Raw genomic sequence first — 18,175 nt, 5'->3', positions numbered from 1 at the left:
GCCCAATATACGTATTGTCAGACATTTCCCAACCTTTGGCAAAAGTATTTCCCAACCTTTGGCAAAAGTATTTCCCAACGTTTGGCAAAAGTATTTCCCAACGTTTGGCAAGAGTGTTTTCAAACGTTTGATAAAGGTCTTTTCAACGTTTGATAAAAGTGTTATCTAATATTTGATAAAGGTGTTATCCAACGTTTGATAAAAGTGTTATCTAATATTTGATAAAGGTGTTATTCTATATTTGATAAAGGTGTTATCAAGGCTTGTCAAAGTGCTGATAAACGATAGTATTTTATAAGGAAAATAGGATCATGCTTTACTTTTGTCCTTACAGGACGTAGGCTAAATAAAATCATACACCCCAGGGTGTTACCCTGGGCTATGAAGATTTTGCCCCATTCGGGGCGTTAGTAACCCAGCTACTAAAGACGGGCTAATACCCAACACCTAAAGATGTGTTAATTATAAGGGAAATAGGATCACGCTTTACTTTTGTCCTTACAGGACGTAGGCTAAACAAAATCATACACCCCAGGGTGTTACCCTGGGCTATGAAGATTTTGCCCCATTCGGGGCGTTAGTAACCCAACAACTAACGACGGGCTAATACCCAACAACTAAAGATGTGTTAATAACCAAACAAGCAAAGGCGGGCTGAAAGCCCAATGGTTTCCTTAGCCCAGGGCATCGCCCTGCGGATATGAATGCACATAATCAACCACGTCCTGAAAGGACAAAAGTAACTCAGCTCTGCTCTTTTGCCGAAAACAATAGTAATTCCACATTGAAAAGCATCATTCTTTAGGCTGATTCGTGCACATCACATCGTTGCACTGGTGGTCGATAGGTGGTCGATAATCCTGAATTTCAAGCAATCGACCACCGCATATTGCGCTGAATGACAGCGCGATACACGGATTGGTGGTCGAGTGGTCGAAATTTTTCTGAAAACTGAATTTTATGTAAGCACTTCAGGTGCTCCTTTCTGCAGCACCACAGTCGCTTGTCAAATGGCAGAATAGAACTTAAAATACTGATATATAATAGTTTCTATTTGCCGAGTTGCTGTCTGAAGTTGAGCGCAGCACCGATGGCAGTACAAAATTCAGAGTATTTCGGTATGTGGAAACGCACGTTGTAGAGCTTTTCCAGCATAGGATAAATCTCTTTGCATTGGGGGTAGAGCGTCAGATTGCCTATCAGTACAAAGTCTTTGATGCCCGTGTTGAGGGCGGAAAGAATGCTCGCAGAACCGATGCTCTGCAATACCATGGTGATAATGCCAAGGGCAATATCTTCGCGTGGCGCGTCATACTGTGCCTTGCTGAATAGCGATGCGGTGGCATTCATGGGGAGGCCGGGCAAAGGACGACTAGAGATGTCGCCGATGAGCAAGTTGATGTTGCGGATGTCGCCACGGAGTGCCAGACTCGAAATCTGTTTCGGATCGCTTGTGTTGAGCATCACACGCGATAGCCCCTGTACGGTTCCACCTCCGATACCAATACCTCCGATGTGTCGGATCTCATCGCCATCACATTGCACAAAGCTGGTTCCTGTGCCCATTGATACTACAATGGCTTTCGAGAGACCGCTTTCAAAGCGTGCGCCCAAGCCATCTGCAATGAATTCGTCGGTCTTGCCTGTTGGCAATCCATAGACGGGTCCGTCGATATATGCCGATCCCACACCAGTCACCATGACTTGTTCAACGTCGCTGAGGCTGATGTTGTTGTCGTGAAGATACTTTCCGAAAGCTCCGTAGAGTGATGTGACGGGATCGACCGCAGTAATGCGGATGGGTGAAAGAACATGTTGTTCGTGCAGTCCAACAATCTTGGTGGTCGATATGCCCACGTCAATGCCGATGATGATTCCCATTGGTTTTTACTTTCTTTTTTGTTTGTTAGTTCGTTTATCCGCCGACAAAGGTACGAATAAGCGAGCAGAATAAAAAAGAAATGCCCAAATTTCTTTTTATTCTCGAGCGCGAGTACCTTGGACGCTTTAGCGCCAAAGTACGAATAAGCGAGCAGAATAAAAAAGAAATGCCCAAATTTCTTTTTTTATTCTCGAGCGCGAGTACCTTGGACGCTTTAGCGCCAAAGTACGAATAAGCGAGCAGAATAGAAAAGAAATGCCCAAATTTCTTTTTATTCTCGAGCGCGAGTACGATATGTAGAAAAGTAAAACCCCTGCCAACTAAATGTTGAACAGGGGCTTAAATGAAAGGAGGAGTGGTACCTCCAGGAATCGAACCGGGGACACACGGATTTTCAGTCCGATGCTCTACCAACTGAGCTAAGGCACCATATTCGGTTTTGCAATCCTTTCGTTTGCGGTTGCAAAGGTACTACATAATTTTGATATACCAAACAAACCGCATGAAAAAGTGCTATTTGTTAACGAATTTTAAGAACTTTCGCCCTTTTTACCTCCATTTACCTTTGTTTTTGCGCTTATTTAGCCATTATTGCAGTGGATTCCAACCTTGCGCTTTTAGTGGAAATTCTTGGTCGTCGCGTGTCACAAGCACCTGTCCGAGGCTATCCTTTGTGATGTGTCCGATGAGGCGAACATCGTCGATGGCCTGGATTTTCTCATGGTCACCAATAGGAATGGTGAACAGCAATTCATAGTCTTCGCCGCCGTTGAGTGCGCAGGTGGTCACGTTCATGTTGAGTTCTTCTGCCATTACCGCAGTCTGATAGTCGATGGGGATCTGCTTCTCGAAGATACGGCATCCCACATGGCTTTGCTTGCAGATGTGCATCAGTTCACTCGACAGTCCATCGCTGATATCCATCATAGCTGTGGGGCGTATGCCGGCAGTACGGAGCTTTTCGATAATATCGCCGCGTGCCTCGGTGCGCAGTTGGCGCTGGAGCAGATATTCTTTGCCGGCAAAGTCGGGCTGGAACTGAGCCAGACTCTCCAATGCCTTTTTATCGCCTTTGCGCTTGGCTTCGTCAACTTGTGAATAGTAAACAGATTTCTCACGTTCTAAGAGTTGCAGTCCCATATAGGCAGCGCCGAGGTCTCCGCTGACACATATCAGGTCGGTCTCTTTGGCTCCGTTGCGATAGACGATATCCTCTTTCTTGGCTTCGCCGATACAGGTGATGGAGATGGCGAGGCCCGTATAAGATGAGGTGGTGTCGCCTCCTACGATATCCACATGCCATTTGTCGCATGCCAGGCGCAGTCCGTTGTAGAACTGTTCCATATCTTCCACGGTGAAGCGCTTGCTTACTGCCAGACTGACGGTCAGTTGGCGTGGGGTGCCGTTCATGGCGAAGATGTCGCTGATGTTGACCATGGCAGACTTGTAGCCAAGGTGCTCTAAATCTATATAGGTGAGGTCGAAGTGTACGCCTTCCATCAGCATGTCGGTGGTGACGAGTACTTCGCTGTTGGGGTAACTGAGTACGGCGCAGTCATCGCCTACGCCGTACTTTGTTGATTCATTCTGTGGTTTGATGTCTTTGGTCAGTCTGTCGATCAGTCCAAATTCACCCAGTTTTGCTATTTCCATGTATTTGTTTATGCTCTGTTAATCATTTCACGCATGATCTCAGTCATCAAAGGCTGTGCCTTGTTGGCTGCTTCCTGTACTTCTTCGTGACTTACTTCAACGGGATCGTCGAAGCCGCCAAGGTCGGTAATGACGCTCACACCGAAGGTCTTGATGCCGCAATGGTGGGCTACAATTACTTCGGGGACGGTACTCATGCCGATGGCGTCGCCGCCCATCTTGGCAAACATGCGGTATTCGGCTGGTGTTTCAAAAGTAGGACCCTGTACGCCGATATATACACCATGCTGCACTTTGATGCCTTTTTCTGCTGCCACTTTATCGGCTTCTGCCACCAGTTGCAGGTCGTATGGCTCGTGCATGTCTGGGAAGCGAGGTCCGGTGGGGAAGTTTTTTCCGCGCAAGGGGTGTTCGGGGAACAGGTTGATGTGGTCGGTGATGATCATGAGGTCACCGATATTGAACTGTGGGTTCATGCCTCCGGCTGCATTTGACACGAAAAGCGTCTTGATGCCCAGTTCGTACATGACGCGTACGGGGAACGTTACTTCCTTCATCGAATAGCCTTCGTAGAAGTGGAAGCGTCCTTGCATGGCCATGATGTCCTTGTTGCCCAGTTTGCCGAAGATGAGTTTGCCAGAGTGGCCTTCTACGGTAGAAATGGGGAAATTGGGGATTTCGCTGTATGGGAATTCGTATTTATCAGTTATTTCGGAAGCTAATTGTCCGAGTCCTGTTCCCAGAATGATCGCTGTTGTGGGATTTGTGGTCATCCTTTCTTTGATCCAGGATGCTGTTTCTCGAATTTTTTCGTACATAGCTGATGATGTATTTGTTAAACATTTCGCCCTGGTCCAGCATGAAGCTGATGGTTACAGGGAGTATATACATATTGTTTTTTACTTCTTCGCTTAGTCCTTCGACGTCGTACAGACGGGCTGCGTCTTTCTCTGTCGTGATGAGCAGACGTGGTTTCGGCAGTTGTTCGAAGGTGTTGTTGATGTGCTGAATGTCTTTGCTTTTGAACTGATGGTGGTCGCTGTAGGTCAGCGGAGTCAGGTGCGTGGTGTAGGGCTTTAAGTCCTGTATCATCTGTTTGGGCGATGCAATACCGGTGAGCAACAGAATGTGTTCGTCGGCTTTGATGCTTTCGAGTGGTCGTTTGCCCTGATTCTGTTTGTCCTGTCCGCCGAACATGGGGCGTAGCGATCCGTATTTCAACGAGGTGAAATAGAGCGACTGGTAGGCATAGAGCTGCATCATCTTGTTGGTCACGCGATACTCCATCGGTTTCATGTCTTTAGGACATTTTGTCACGATGACAACATCTGCGCGGTCTTTGGCAGACAACGGTTCGCGCAGTCTGCCTGCTGGCAAGAGGCAGTCGTCGATAATCAGACGATGGTAATCCACCAAGAGGATATTGATGCCTGGCTGCACGTAACGGTGCTGGAACGCATCGTCGAGCAGGATGACATCAGCCTTGTTGAGTTCTGTCAGTTGGTCGATGCCGTGGCAACGCTTTTTGTCAACTGCCACGGTGATGTCGGGATATTTCCTTTTCATCTGAAACGGTTCGTCGCCGATGCGCTTCATCGGTGTGTCGTTGTCTGCCAAGACAAATCCTTTGCTCTTACGCTTATAGCCACGACTGAGTACTGCCACCTTGCAATGGTCTTTCAGCAGTTCGATAAGATATTCCACGTGAGGGGTTTTTCCTGTACCGCCAACTGTGATATTGCCCACCGAGATGACGGGTATGTCAAACGATCGGCTTTTCAGCAGATTCATCTCAAAGGCCATGTTGCGAAGCTTCACACCGAGTCCGTAAAGCCAGCTCAGCGGAAGTAGCCATTTGTTGATGCGGATGAAATTCCCTCTTGCGTTCATATATTATATAAGGTGTAATTATCGAATAGTAAGGAAATAGGGCAGGCGAGCCTGTATCTTACTCATGTTTTCCACCTGCTTGATGTAGCGGAGCGGCTCGTAGAGTTCGCCGAAAGTGGCTTGCATTTGTTCGTCGAGATAGCTGCCGCTATTGCCACTTGCCGATGCCAGAAGGGTTTCATACCAACTGCTTGGAGTCTGATACTCGCTGGCGTAATATTCGTCGAGCTTTGCCAGTTGGGCGGCTTTCTTGACAGCGTCGTCGAGTGAACCGATTCCATCTACGAGATGAATCTTCAGGGCGTCGTTGCCCAGCCATACACGGCCTTGTGCAATCTGCTCCACTTGGGCTACGGACATCTTGCGTCCGTCAGCCACACGTTTGCGGAAGAGTTCGTAGCCTTTGCCGATATATTTGTCGAGGATAGCCATCTCTTCTGCGTTAAAGAATCGTGAACGTGTGCCGAAGTTGGCATGTTTGTTGGTTTTTACCTCGTCAAACTTGATGCCGAGCTTGTCTTTCATCAGTTCGCTATAGTTGAGGAACATGCCGAAGATACCGATAGAGCCGGTAATGGTAGTGGGATCGGAGTAGATATAGTTGGCTGCACAACTGATGTAATAGCCTCCCGATGCTGCGTATCCGCCCATGGAAACCACTACGGGTTTCTTGGCTTTCAACTTGGTAACTGCGTGCCAGATTTGTTCTGAAGCATAGGCAGAACCACCAGGTGAGTTGACGCGGAGCACTACTGCTTTCACATCGTCGTCGTCGGCCAGTTCTTCCAAGTCCTTACACATATCTTTTCCCACGATACAGGTTTGTGGATTCATGGGATTGCTGTTGTCTTCATCTACAATATCTCCATAAGCATAATAGACAGCAACCTTGTCACCACGAGTTTTCTTATCCTCCACATTGAGCATATCGCCCAGACTGAGTTGTGGAATGTCGGTGTCGGTATCGATGTCGAGGCGTTTCTTGATGACGTTTTTCACTTCATCAGCATACATGGTCTTGTCGATGAGGCGCAGTTTGATGAGCTCCTGTGCATCGGCCAAATCCATGAAACGATCGGCGTATGCGTTGAGCGAGTCGGTAGAAATCTTACGGCTGGCAGATACGTCTTTGAGCATTACCTTCCATATGCCTGTCAGATAGGCAGTCACCTGTTCGCGGTTAGCTTCGCTCATGCCGTCGGCAGTCACTTGCTCTGGTGCGCTCTTGTATTTACCTACTTTGCAGAGTTCAAACTTAACGCCAAACTTAGCGAGCAAATCTTTGTAGAATACAGGTTCGGCAGCCAGTCCGTGCCAACCAATCTGACCTTGTGGGTTGAGCAGAATCTGGTCAGCCACCGAGCAGAGGTAGTATTCGCTCTGGCTGTATCCGTCGGAGTAACTGATGATCCATTTACCACTCTTCTTGAAGTCGAGTAATGCCTCGCGAATGGCATGGAGTGATGCTGGCGAGTCTGTTGCCATTCCGTCTGCCTGAATGTAGATACCTTTGATGTTCTCGTTGTCTTTTGCTTTATGGATAGCACTTATAATGTCGTTGAGTCCGTCGATAGTGGTATCGCTGCCATTCAGAAATCCTATCGGATTGTCTGTGCCGCGTTCATCAATGTTGTTCTTGAGAACAAGGGTGAATACTGAACCGTCTTTCACCTGAACGGTTGATGCGGTGCTTGCGGCAAGGCCGACCAGCGAGATAACACCCAATATGCCTACGATAACAGAAAGCATGACGATTCCGGTTATGGTTGCGCCTACGTATTTAATAAAATCTTTCATAATTTATTGTTTTGATATGGTTTGTTGTCTTTTGAATAAAATCCGATAGTACACATTTCGTTGCAAAGGTAGTGCAAACCGAGCGAAATACAAAGAAAAACCCCGTTTTTCTTTTATTTCCCCTTTTGCTCTCCATCTACTTCCCATTATTGTCTGTCAGTTCTGGGGACTTACTTGGGACTCACTTGAGACTTACTTGGGACTTACATCGGACTTACTTAATAATCTCGCTACATATAAAGATGGCAACATCCCGAACGCATCCCGAACGCATCCCGAACATCAAAAATGTCATAAGCATCATTAAAAATCGTGGCAGAAGTTGTGCTCACATCAGTCTTACACCTTATTTATATATGATTCCCCGCTTCTTTGTGGCAGTCATACACGGAGTGGAAGTGTGACAATGTGTCAGTCTTTGGCGAATGGCACACTTTTGGCATATTGACTGACAGAAGAAATTTAACTTTAAAACAGATAAAGATTATGATGAACATTAAACCATTAGGTGACCGCGTGCTGGTATTGCCCGCACCCGCAGAAGAAAAGATTGGTGGAATTATCATTCCTGATACAGCTAAAGAGAAACCTCTCCACGGTAAAATTGTTGCTGCTGGACAAGGCACTAAGGACGAAGAGATGATTCTGAAAGCCGGCGACGAAGTGCTTTATGGCAAATATAGCGGTACCGAACTTGAGTTTGAAGGTGAAAAATATCTGATGATGCGCCAGAGCGATGTGCTCGCCATTATCGAAAAATAAGCAATTGACAAATAAAAGAATAAGGAATAAACATTATGGCAAAAGATATTAAATTCAATATTGAAGCTCGTGACCTGTTGAAAAACGGTGTCGATCAGTTGGCTAATGCAGTAAAGGTAACCCTCGGTCCTAAAGGACGCAACGTGGTTATCGAGAAGAAGTTTGGCGCTCCACAGATCACCAAGGACGGTGTTACGGTAGCTAAGGAAATCGAACTCGAAGATAAATTTGAGAACACAGGTGCTCAGCTGGTAAAGAGTGTTGCTTCTAAGACTGGTGACGATGCCGGTGATGGAACAACTACTGCCACCATTCTCACTCAGGCTATTGTGACCGAAGGTCTGAAAAACGTGACCGCAGGTGCCAATCCTATGGATTTGAAACGCGGTATTGACAAGGCTGTGAAAGCCGTGGTTGACCACATCAAGGAGAGCGCTGAGCAGGTTGGCGACAACTACGACAAGATTGAACAGGTTGCCACAGTAAGTGCTAACAACGATGAGGAAATCGGTAAACTCCTTGCCGACGCTATGCGCAAAGTATCTAAAGATGGTGTCATCACCATTGAAGAGTCTAAGAGTCGCGATACCCACATCGGTGTTGTAGAGGGAATGCAGTTCGACCGCGGTTACCTCTCAGGCTATTTCGTAACCGATTCAGACAAGATGGAGTGTATCATGGAGAATCCTTACGTGCTCATCTACGATAAGAAGATCAGCAATATCAAGGATTTCTTGCCCATCCTGCAGCCTGCTGCTGAAAGCGGACGACCCTTGCTCGTTATTGCCGAGGATGTCGATTCAGAGGCTTTGACCACATTGGTTGTAAACCGTCTGCGTGGTGGCTTGAAGATATGCGCTGTCAAGGCTCCTGGCTTTGGCGACCGTCGTAAGGCTATGCTCGAAGATATTGCCATTCTGACAGGTGGTGTCGTTATCAGCGAAGAGAAAGGTTTGAAACTGGAGCAGGCTACCCTCGAAATGCTGGGTACTTGCGATAAGGTTACCGTATCTAAAGACAATACAACTATTGTCAATGGTGCTGGCGACAAAGAGAATATCAAGGATCGTATTGCACAGATCAAAAAAGAAATCGAACTCACTACCAGCAGCTACGATAAAGAGAAACTGCAGGAGCGTCTGGCCAAATTGGCAGGTGGCGTAGCCGTTCTTTACGTCGGCGCTAATAGTGAAGTTGAGATGAAAGAGAAGAAAGACCGTGTTGACGATGCACTCTGCGCTACACGTGCTGCCATTGAGGAAGGCGTTGTAGTGGGTGGCGGTACTACCTACATCCGTGCACTCGACGTACTGAAAGACGTGAAGGGTGTGAATGCCGACGAGCAGACCGGTATCAATATTGTAGAGCGTGCCATCGAAGAACCACTTCGCCAGATTGTACGCAATGCAGGTGGTGAAGGTGCTGTGGTAGTTCAGAAAGTACGCGAAGGCAAGGGCGACTTCGGTTACAATGCCCGTACTGACAACTATGAAGACCTGCGTGCTGCCGGTATTGTTGACCCAGCCAAGGTTGCTCGCGTAGCTTTGGAGAATGCAGCCTCTATCGCTGGCATGTTCCTGACTACTGAGTGTCTTATCGTTGACAAACCAGAAGAGCATCCTGCTATGCCAATGGGCGGCAACCCAGGAATGGGCGGAATGATGTAATAATTTGTAAACCAAACATATCAAAAATCGGGAGATTGAATGTCGTTTCAGTCTCCCGATTTGATTTATATCAATTTAAAGTGTTTTTTTATCTAAATAATTTGCATTGTGTTTATAAAACTCTTACCTTTGCAACGTTGAAAGTTAAAATCAACGCAAAATGATATGATTATTAGAAAATAAAAGATATTTTTTTGATTTGTTTTAGTAGATTAGTTTTTAAGTAGTTTGTTTTGAAACCGGCTGTCGTGATGACAGCCGGTTTTTTAATGTCATCAGGTGGGGTTGAAAATAAAACGGCTTTTATTTTGTTTTTCGCCCACTTCATAGTATCTTTGTACCCAATATGAATAAGAGTAATTGGCTAATATGGATACTCAAGGCTATAGTAGCCTATGGTATATATCTCATAGTGTATGGACAGACCACTTCACGTCTGTCGGCTTTCTGCATGTCGCTTGGCATTATGATATTGCTGGTGTTTGCGGAATATGCCGTAGAACAATGGGTGGAGCGTCGTCGTGAACGTAAAGAGAAAGAAGATGAGGAATAGATGGTTGGCGCTTGTCGCATCTTGGTTGTGCCTGTTGCCGATGGTTGCCCAACAAAACTATCGGCCCGAAGGACGTGCCTTTGTCTGCGAGAATGGCAACAACCGTTATACTCGTGCCCTATATGGTGGCCCTACCGACTATCGCATAGAGACCAGCGATCGCCCTGTCTTTGCTATTGCCAAGAAGGGGCATCATCGCCATGTGGCTTTCAAAGTCAATGGTATCGACCTTGAAAATGCTGCTTATTGCAAAGCATGGTATGTTGATGGTATGCGCAGTTATCGCTTGCGCGACAAGAGGTTAGGAAAAACTGATGTGCTGGTGGATGTTGTGGCGCTACACAACCGAGAGGGTGCCGTGTGGCGACTGATGTCTGGCGACAATTCTCTTGATGTGACTTGTACGCTGAGCGGCGTGAAACAACCGAAGTTGCATCGTAACGGCGACCTGGGTGTGGATAGTCGTGACTGCTTCGATGCAGCCCAGAATGATGCCGACCGACAGGTGGTGAAATGTCCCAATTCCTCTCCCGTATATGTTGTGGTGATGCTTGACAAAGTGGTCAACATGTCGCCCGACCAACAAGTACAACTCTTTGCCGAAGCCGTAGCTTATAATCAGAAGATGGCTTCGCGTGTGACGTTCGACACTCCTGATCCTTATATCAATACTTTGGGTGGCGCACTTGTGATGGCTGCCGATGGTGATTGGGATGGACAAACATGGTTGCATGGCTGTGTAGGCTGGCGAATGCCGCTGGCAGGATGGCGTGCCGGATACCTCGGCGACGTGCTGGGATGGAATGATCGCGCACGCTCACATTTTGATGCTTATGCCCGTAGTCAGGTTAACAAAGTATCAGCAACGCAATCGCACCCTGCACAAGATGAGAAGCAACATCTTGCACGTGCAGAAAAACGATGGGGAACACCCATGTATAGCAATGGTTACATCTGTCGGAATCCGAATCGCAACGATCAGATGCACCATTATGACATGAATCTTAACTATATCGACGAACTGCTTTGGCACTTCCAATATAATGCCGATATAGCCTATATACGAAAGATGTGGCCTGTGGTGGAACGACATCTCGAATGGGAGAAACGCAACTTTGACCCCAACGGAGACCACCTCTATGATGCCTATTGCTGCATCTGGGCTTCAGATGCCTTATATTATAATGGTGGTGCAGTCACCCATTCCTCGGCCTATAACTATCGCGCCAACCTATTGGCTGCCCGTATGGCAGAACTCATAGGGCGCGATCCAAAACCGTATCAGCAGGAAGCGGCTGCCATTCTCGATGCCATGAACAGTCGCCTTTGGCTTGAAGACAAAGGACATTGGGCTGAATATGAAGACTTGATGGGACTGAAGCGCAAGCATGAGAGTGCTGCCGTATGGTCCATCTATACACCTATCGACTGTGGCGCATGCTTGCCAGAACAAGCCTATCGGGCCACTCGCTATGTGGATCATGCCATTCCACATATTCCTGTACGTGGTGATTATGCTACCATTGCCACCACCAACTGGCAACCTTACGACTGGAGTATAAATAATGTAGCGGCTGCCGAGGTGATGCATACGGCGTTGGCCTACTATCAAGCCGGCAGGACAGATGCTGCCTATCGACTGATGATGGGCAATATTATCGACCAAATGTACGAGGGACAAAGTCCTGCCAACTTCGGACAAATCAGTAAATATGATGCTGCACGAGGTGAGTGTTACCGCGATTTCGGCGATTGTATCGGTATTTCCTCGCGCACGCTGTTACAGGGACTTTTCGGCATACAGCCACAAGCTCTCTTCGGAAAATGTATCATCCGTCCGGGCTTTCCCTCATCGTGGGATCATGCTTCGGTCAATACACCTTATCTCTCCTATACCTACCGCCGTATGGGTAGAAAAGTGATGATAGAGGTTGATCAGCATTTCAGCAAACCCTTGAAGATTGTGCTGCGAGTGAATATGGGTGGGGGGCTCTATCGCGATGTAGAGGGCACTACCGAACAGCATCAGGTGCTGACCGTGGAAGAACCGGTTCGGTTGCCCGATGTAGAACTTCATGAAGCAGTCACAATTCCCGATGCAACACCCATCGACGAGCCAACCTTTGACCGTAAGTTTGTCAAGCAGCGGCTGACTCCATATTATAATGCCAATGTCACAGACATATTCCGTCAGGAGTATCGCACACCTCGTCCGCCATATACTACCTTGCAGATACCTGTGCAGGGAGTGGGAGAGTGGTGTCATCCAGATTATTGTCCGGAAATAGTAGATACCGCTTTCCGGGCAAGTATTGTTAATGACGAATTTGTGATGATGGGCGTACCTTTTGCCACTCCTGCCGAAGGACAGAATATCGTGTTTACTTCGCTTTGGGACAACTATCCTGATAGTGTCACCATTCCGTTGAAGGGACGTGCAGCCAAAGCATGGTTGCTGATGGCTGGTTCGACCAATCACATGCAATCCCATATCACCAATGCAGAGATAGTGGTGCATTATGCTGACGGTACGACCGACACGCTGCCGCTGGTCAATCCCGACAACTGGTGTCCTATAGATCAGGACTATTATATCGACGGTAAGGCCTTCCGTGCTCCCATGCCGCGACCATATCGCGTTTCACTTGCCACAGGTACTGTGAGTCGCAACCTGGGCAAGGCTCTACATCTCGGAGGTCCCGCCCAACGTAACATTCCCGGAGGGGCTGCCCAAATGCTCTGCATGCCGCTGAAATACCACAAACCGCTGGCTTCCATCACGCTCCGCACTTGTTCTAATGATGTGGTTGTCGGACTGATGGGCCTCACCTTGCAATAATATTATCTCATTGAATCATCATGCAACAACTCATATCACTCTATAGTAAATGGTGCGGAGAAGAACCCGCACAGGTGGAAAAACTGCCCGGTGCAGGCAGCAATCGCGAGTATTACCGTATGACAGCTGCCGACGGCACATCGGTGGTGGGATGCATCGGCACCAGTCGCGATGAGAATCATGCCTTCGTTTATCTTTGTCAACACTTTACCCAGCGCCAATTGCCAGTACCTAAACTTCTGGCAGTTAGCGATGACGAACTCCGATACTTGCAGTCCGACTTAGGTAGTGTGTCGCTTTTCGATGCCGTTCGTGGCGGACGTGAGGCTGGTGGCAGATATACGTTGAAGGAGCAGGAACTGCTGAAACGTACCATTCGACAGTTGCCCAACATCCAAATGCGGGGTGCCAGAGGACTCGATTTCACCAATTGTTATCCTCAGGCAGAATTCAATGTGGATAGTGTGTTGTTTGATCTCAATTATTTCAAGTATTGTTTTCTCAAGGCTACCGAACTGGATTTTCATGAGTTAAAGCTTGAGGCTGACTTCCGTCTGCTTGCCAAAGACCTGACAGCTGAGCGTTGTGATGCCTTCCTTTATCGTGATTTCCAGGCACGCAACGTGATGCTCGACAGCGAGGGCAATCCTTATTTTATTGATTTCCAGGGCGGACGTCGTGGACCGTATTATTATGATTTGGCATCGTTTCTGTGGCAGGCGTCAGCCAAATATCCCTATAAGCTGCGCCGCGAAATGGTCTATGAATACTACAACGCGCTGAAGCAGTTTACCGAGGTGCCCACACCTCACCACTTTGTAGAGCGACTCTCTCTCTTCGTGCTGTTCCGCATTCTGCAAGTGTTGGGAGCCTATGGATTCCGCGGCTATTTTGAGCGCAAACAGCATTTCATCAGTAGCATACCGCCCGCTATACAGAATCTTCGAGAACTGTTGGAAGTGGCACATTTCCCCTATCCCTATCTCATCGACCTGCTTCAGCGCCTGACAGAATTGCCGCAGTTCCAGCAGATAGAACTTACAGCCAGTAGAGCCGATGGCTACAAGACTACTGCGCATAACCCTTACCGCCAGCATCCACAAGACGGTCCTGCCACTTTCTCTAAATACGATTCTCAGGGACCGTTGGTGGTCAAGGTCTATAGTTTCTCTTACCGCAAAGGCATACCAGAAGACGAGAGTGGCAATGGTGGCGGCTATGTGTTTGACTGTAGAAGTACTCACAATCCCGGTCGCTATGAACCCTACAAACAGTTGACAGGACTCGACGAACCGGTCATCCGTTTCTTGGAAGACGATGGTGAGATACTGACATTCCTCGACTCCGTCTATCGACTTGCCGATGCCCATGTGCGCCGTTACATGCAGCGTGGCTTCACATCATTGATGTTTTGTTTCGGTTGTACAGGTGGACAGCACCGTAGTGTATATTCTGCCCAACATCTGGCTGAGCATCTTCACGACAAGTTTGGCATAGAGGTGCGCATCTGTCATCGTGAGCAGCACATCACGCAAACCTTGCCAGCGCGTTGAGGCATACGAGTAAAAAAAGCATAACCAATCTAAAAAACTGCTATTGCTTATGTATTCTAAAAGTAATAAAGGGAAATTCTTGCGCCAACTGCGCGACTATTGTGTGCTCACCCTTGCTATGATATTGGGAGCCGTTGGTGTGGAACTCTTTCTGTTGCCTAATGAAATCACAACAGGTGGTATCATTGGTGTAGCATCGATTGTTTATTGGGGGACGGGTATTCCAGCCCACGAAACATTCTTTGTGCTTAATGCCTTGTTGCTCGTTGTGGCGCTGAAGGTCTTGGGATGGCGTTTCTGTGCTAAAACCATCTATGGTGTTGTGATCTTTACCGTAGCCTCTACGGTATTGCAAAATATTATGCCACCCGATTTTCATCTGCTTGCCGATCAGAAGTTTATGGCATGTATGGTGGGAGCCGTATTCCTTGGCACATGTGTGGGATTGGGACTTTCTGCCGGAGGTTCTACTGGAGGATCGGATGTGATAGCCGCCATGATACATAAGTATCGTGATGTGTCGCTTGGACAAATCATCTTGTTCTGCGACCTCACCATCATCACATCTTCCTATGTGGTGTTGCAAGACTGGGAAAAGGTACTCTATGGCTATGTATTACTCTTTGTCATATCGTTTGTTGTTGACCACATGGTCAACTCACTACGTCAGAGTGTGCAGTTTTTCATCATTTCCGACAAGTATCAAGAGATTGGTGAGGCTATCAATCAGATAGCCGACCGCGGATGCTCGGTGCTCAACGGTAGTGGTTTCTTTACGAAGAAAGACATCAAGGTGATTTTTTGTATCGCTAAAAAGAGCGAGTCGCGCTTCATTTTCGACCTCATCGATGAGATAGATCCCAATGCCTTTGTAGCTCAATCGGCTGTGGTTGGTGTATATGGTCAGGGCTTTGACCGAGTGAAAGCACACCATAAAATCAATCTCACGGAACTTCGTGAGAAGTTGGCTAAAGAGCGTGAATTAAATCCAGAAACTACTTCGTCTGGACATTAATTTCCGGTTGGTTGCTTGATAGAACAGGTGGGGACTTACTAAAGAGATGGTTCAAAGAACATACTTAACCCAAATCGATTATTAAGGTTTGGGTGGAATTTGGATTTGTATTTGGTATTTCTTATAAAACTGGATTTGTAATACTTTGAATGAAACATCATGGACTATGGCGATTTGAAACGCAGAAAATTTTGACTGATCAAAAATAAAGACTTAAACCGCGGTAAATGATACTTACAGACCATTCGATAATAGATTCTGCCTTATTAACGGCAAAAGATATGTTGTCTTATTGATCGATTATTGATTTCTCATCAAAAGTATTTAGTGTGACTGCGTACAGAATTTGTATAAAAAGTATATAGATGAGTTAAATAAAATTAAAAAATAGCTCAAAGAGTGACAAAGAGTGACAAAGATGGACATTTGGGTTTTGTGATGTTGTATCTTTGCAGCCCTACCTGAGGATGATTTCCCAAACAAGATGGTAGCTTTGCAACAAACCATTTAACGAATAACCAAAACTGCGCATTTATGTTTACAAACAGTACGTTCAACAACCCCAACTGGTTACAACAGAAGGATCATGAGTCTTCATTTGATACCCGACCCGTTATCGTTCGGTTCTCGTTAACTTCTCGTTCGGTTCTCGTTAGGTCCTCGTTCGTCTCTCGTTCGTCTCTCGTTGCTTATTCGTTAGTCTATCGAAGACCGAACGAGGACCGAACGAGGAACAAGCAAAAAACGAACGAAAGAGCAACGAACGTCGATCGAGTAGCCGACGGGAAACTATCGAAGTCACGACGAGAAACTGCCAGACCTGATGCGAATGGCAGACTTCGGTTGATTTATCCCAAGGCGAGAAAAGTTGCCATGTAATGGAGCTAACGAAACACGAACTGTCAGTGGTGATGCTTGAAAAGTGCGTATGAAAGCGTTGTGCCTTACGAAGGATGAAGCAAATGCTAATGACCGATTTGTGTTTATCTATAGCAACAAGAAAAACTCGTTGCACATCACGATCTGTACGTGCAACGAGTTTGGCTTTTTATGAGTTAGAATACACCAACTATGTGGGAAATATAATCCCTCACGCTATTACTTCTTTGATGTAGTCTTTGTGGCTGCCTTTTTAGCGGTAGCGGTTTTTGCTTTAGAAGTCTTCTTTGCAGTAGTCTTAGCAGCCGGCTTTTTAGCTGGTGCCTTTTTGGCAGCTGGCTTAGCAGCAGGCTTTTCGCTACCATCCTCATACTTTGCAAGCAGTGTGTGCAAGCGTGCAATCTCCTTGTCTTTATATACGATTTCATCTCCCTGATTGCGGATGGTGGTCAACAAAGCATTCAATTCCTCATTGTCGATTTCGGCAGGATAGAGTGCATTGACGCGGTTGATGAAGTCGCCAAGTATGTTCATGTAGTTGGTGAAAGCATCAAATGGTCCGCTATAGAAACCACGGTCCAGTCCAACGTTGGATGGTTTGGTGGTCATGAAACGGAAGTTGTTGCTTGCCTGGAGGTAGTCCCAGTCCTGATTGATGCCTGGATCGTCGGCAATGCGCAGACGGTCTGCCACGCTATAGAGCTTATTGAAGGCTTCGCGCTGCAAAGCGTTGCCAAGCCATGAGCTTACATCGCGCTCTTCATCTACCCATGAGAGCGTATCGGGTACATCGAGTGCACCAACACTCTTCACCTTCATGCAGATTTCTGTAGGTGTAGAGAAGGTGATGCCTTTGTCTTTCGCACAGGCGGGCAATGCCTTGATGAACTCCAGAATGTTGCTTGACAGTGGTTGTGCGATGCCAAGTGCCGAGAGTTCCATGAAGATATTGATGATTTGTTCCTCTTCTGGGAAACGAGCAATGCGGTCTATATATGAATCGGCAAAGAGCGGATATCCTTCCCAGTCAGAATTGTTGAAACGCAGTGAAATATCGTCAGAGAGTTCCACGTCGCGCAGCAGCAATTTGAGGTTGGGGGCCATGGCGCAATGATATACGTAGTGTGGCGATTTCCATCCGAGCACGTGCTTAGCACCTTCGGTGAGCATACCTTTGAATCCCATAGCAGCAGCCTGTGCACCGATATCGTCGCTGTAGATGAGTGATGAATTGCGCAATACGGTTGGGCGTTTGCCGAAGTATTCTTCAATTTTCTGGCACTGCTTCTTGACGTCGAGGGCAAATGTCTCTTCGTTGGCAAGTGATGACAATCCGTGTGAATAAGGCTCAGCGAGAAACTCTACACATCCTGTGTTGTTCAGTTCCTGTAGTTTCTCCAATACCTGTGGGGCGTGCATTTCCAATTGCTCCATGCCGACTCCAGAGAGGGAGAATGCCACTTTAAACATCTGTCCGTTGTCGCGAATCATCTCGCCAATGGTATTGAGGGCGGGCATGTAACTGCGCTCTGCAATGTCGCAGATGGTACGCTCGTTCTCGTAGTCATCATAATAATAGTGGTCGGTACCGATATCAAAGAAACGGTAACGTTTCAGATGTGTGATCTGATGTATTTCAAAATATAAACAAATGGTTTTCATAATCTATTCATCGTTTGTTGTTG

13 protein-coding genes and 1 tRNA gene are annotated in these 18,175 nt (G+C 47.0%); 7 read left to right on the top strand and 7 right to left on the bottom strand.

The window, feature by feature from the left end; all coding sequences use genetic code 11:
• Nucleotides 1–1,050: 1,050 nt before the first annotated feature.
• The 6 genes from coaW to sppA all read right to left on the bottom strand — a co-directional run bounded on the left by coaW (nt 1,051) and on the right by sppA (nt 7,222).
• Entirely contained in the window at nt 1,051–1,881 is an 831-nt protein-coding gene (coaW, locus tag CIK88_RS11190; RefSeq protein WP_094390144.1) for a type II pantothenate kinase, read from the bottom strand.
• 357 nt (nt 1,882–2,238) lie between these two features.
• Nucleotides 2,239–2,311 (bottom strand) — tRNA-Phe (locus CIK88_RS11185).
• A gap of 159 nt (nt 2,312–2,470) precedes the next feature.
• Entirely contained in the window at nt 2,471–3,535 is a 1,065-nt protein-coding gene (thiL, locus tag CIK88_RS11180) for a thiamine-phosphate kinase (protein ID WP_094436506.1), read from the bottom strand.
• 8 nt (nt 3,536–3,543) lie between these two features.
• On the bottom strand, nt 3,544–4,308 hold the full coding sequence (locus CIK88_RS11175; RefSeq protein WP_254046893.1) for a purine-nucleoside phosphorylase: 765 nt from the start codon (nt 4,306–4,308) through the stop codon (nt 3,544–3,546).
• Entirely contained in the window at nt 4,238–5,425 is a 1,188-nt protein-coding gene (gene lpxK, locus CIK88_RS11170) for a tetraacyldisaccharide 4'-kinase (RefSeq protein ID WP_094436502.1), read from the bottom strand. The genes CIK88_RS11175 and lpxK overlap by 71 nt, the downstream gene beginning before the upstream one ends.
• Nucleotides 5,426–5,443: 18 nt before the next feature.
• Nucleotides 5,444–7,222 carry a signal peptide peptidase SppA gene (gene sppA, locus CIK88_RS11165; protein ID WP_094436500.1) on the bottom strand — a complete coding sequence of 593 codons (1,779 nt, stop codon included), beginning with the start codon at nt 7,220–7,222 and terminating at the stop codon, nt 5,444–5,446.
• Nucleotides 7,223–7,464: 242 nt separating this feature from the next.
• Here sppA and CIK88_RS12430 point away from each other — a divergent pair, with 242 nt between their 5' ends.
• From CIK88_RS12430 to CIK88_RS11135, 7 genes are all read left to right on the top strand, one after another.
• Nucleotides 7,465–7,626 carry a hypothetical protein gene (locus CIK88_RS12430; protein ID WP_158214679.1) on the top strand — a complete coding sequence of 54 codons (162 nt, stop codon included), beginning with the start codon at nt 7,465–7,467 and terminating at the stop codon, nt 7,624–7,626.
• 85 nt (nt 7,627–7,711) lie between these two features.
• Nucleotides 7,712–7,984, top strand: coding sequence for a co-chaperone GroES (locus tag CIK88_RS11160; protein ID WP_094390191.1), 273 nt, complete (start codon nt 7,712–7,714; stop codon nt 7,982–7,984).
• 35 nt (nt 7,985–8,019) lie between these two features.
• Entirely contained in the window at nt 8,020–9,651 is a 1,632-nt protein-coding gene (gene groL / locus CIK88_RS11155; protein ID WP_094436498.1) for a chaperonin GroEL, read from the top strand.
• Nucleotides 9,652–9,997: 346 nt separating this feature from the next.
• Complete coding sequence (locus CIK88_RS11150; protein WP_094436496.1) at nt 9,998–10,204, top strand: hypothetical protein; 207 nt, start codon at nt 9,998–10,000, stop codon at nt 10,202–10,204.
• Nucleotides 10,194–13,043 carry a DUF4450 domain-containing protein gene (locus CIK88_RS11145; protein WP_094436570.1) on the top strand — a complete coding sequence of 950 codons (2,850 nt, stop codon included), beginning with the start codon at nt 10,194–10,196 and terminating at the stop codon, nt 13,041–13,043. The genes CIK88_RS11150 and CIK88_RS11145 overlap by 11 nt, the downstream gene beginning before the upstream one ends.
• A gap of 20 nt (nt 13,044–13,063) precedes the next feature.
• On the top strand, nt 13,064–14,596 hold the full coding sequence (locus CIK88_RS11140; RefSeq protein ID WP_094436494.1) for a phosphotransferase: 1,533 nt from the start codon (nt 13,064–13,066) through the stop codon (nt 14,594–14,596).
• Nucleotides 14,597–14,645: 49 nt separating this feature from the next.
• On the top strand, nt 14,646–15,611 hold the full coding sequence (locus CIK88_RS11135; RefSeq protein WP_094436492.1) for a YitT family protein: 966 nt from the start codon (nt 14,646–14,648) through the stop codon (nt 15,609–15,611).
• A gap of 1,098 nt (nt 15,612–16,709) precedes the next feature.
• Here CIK88_RS11135 and CIK88_RS11130 read toward each other — a convergent pair.
• Nucleotides 16,710–18,152, bottom strand: a complete 1,443-nt coding sequence (locus CIK88_RS11130) for a glycoside hydrolase family 57 protein (protein ID WP_094436490.1) — start codon at nt 18,150–18,152, stop codon at nt 16,710–16,712.
• Nucleotides 18,153–18,175 lie beyond the last annotated feature (23 nt).

This window comes from Prevotella sp. P5-50, from assembly GCF_002251295.1.
Lineage (GTDB): Bacteria > Bacteroidota > Bacteroidia > Bacteroidales > Bacteroidaceae > Prevotella.
The sequence above is the reverse complement of the archived record's forward strand: the minus strand, read 5'-3'. Positions and strand labels throughout refer to the sequence as shown.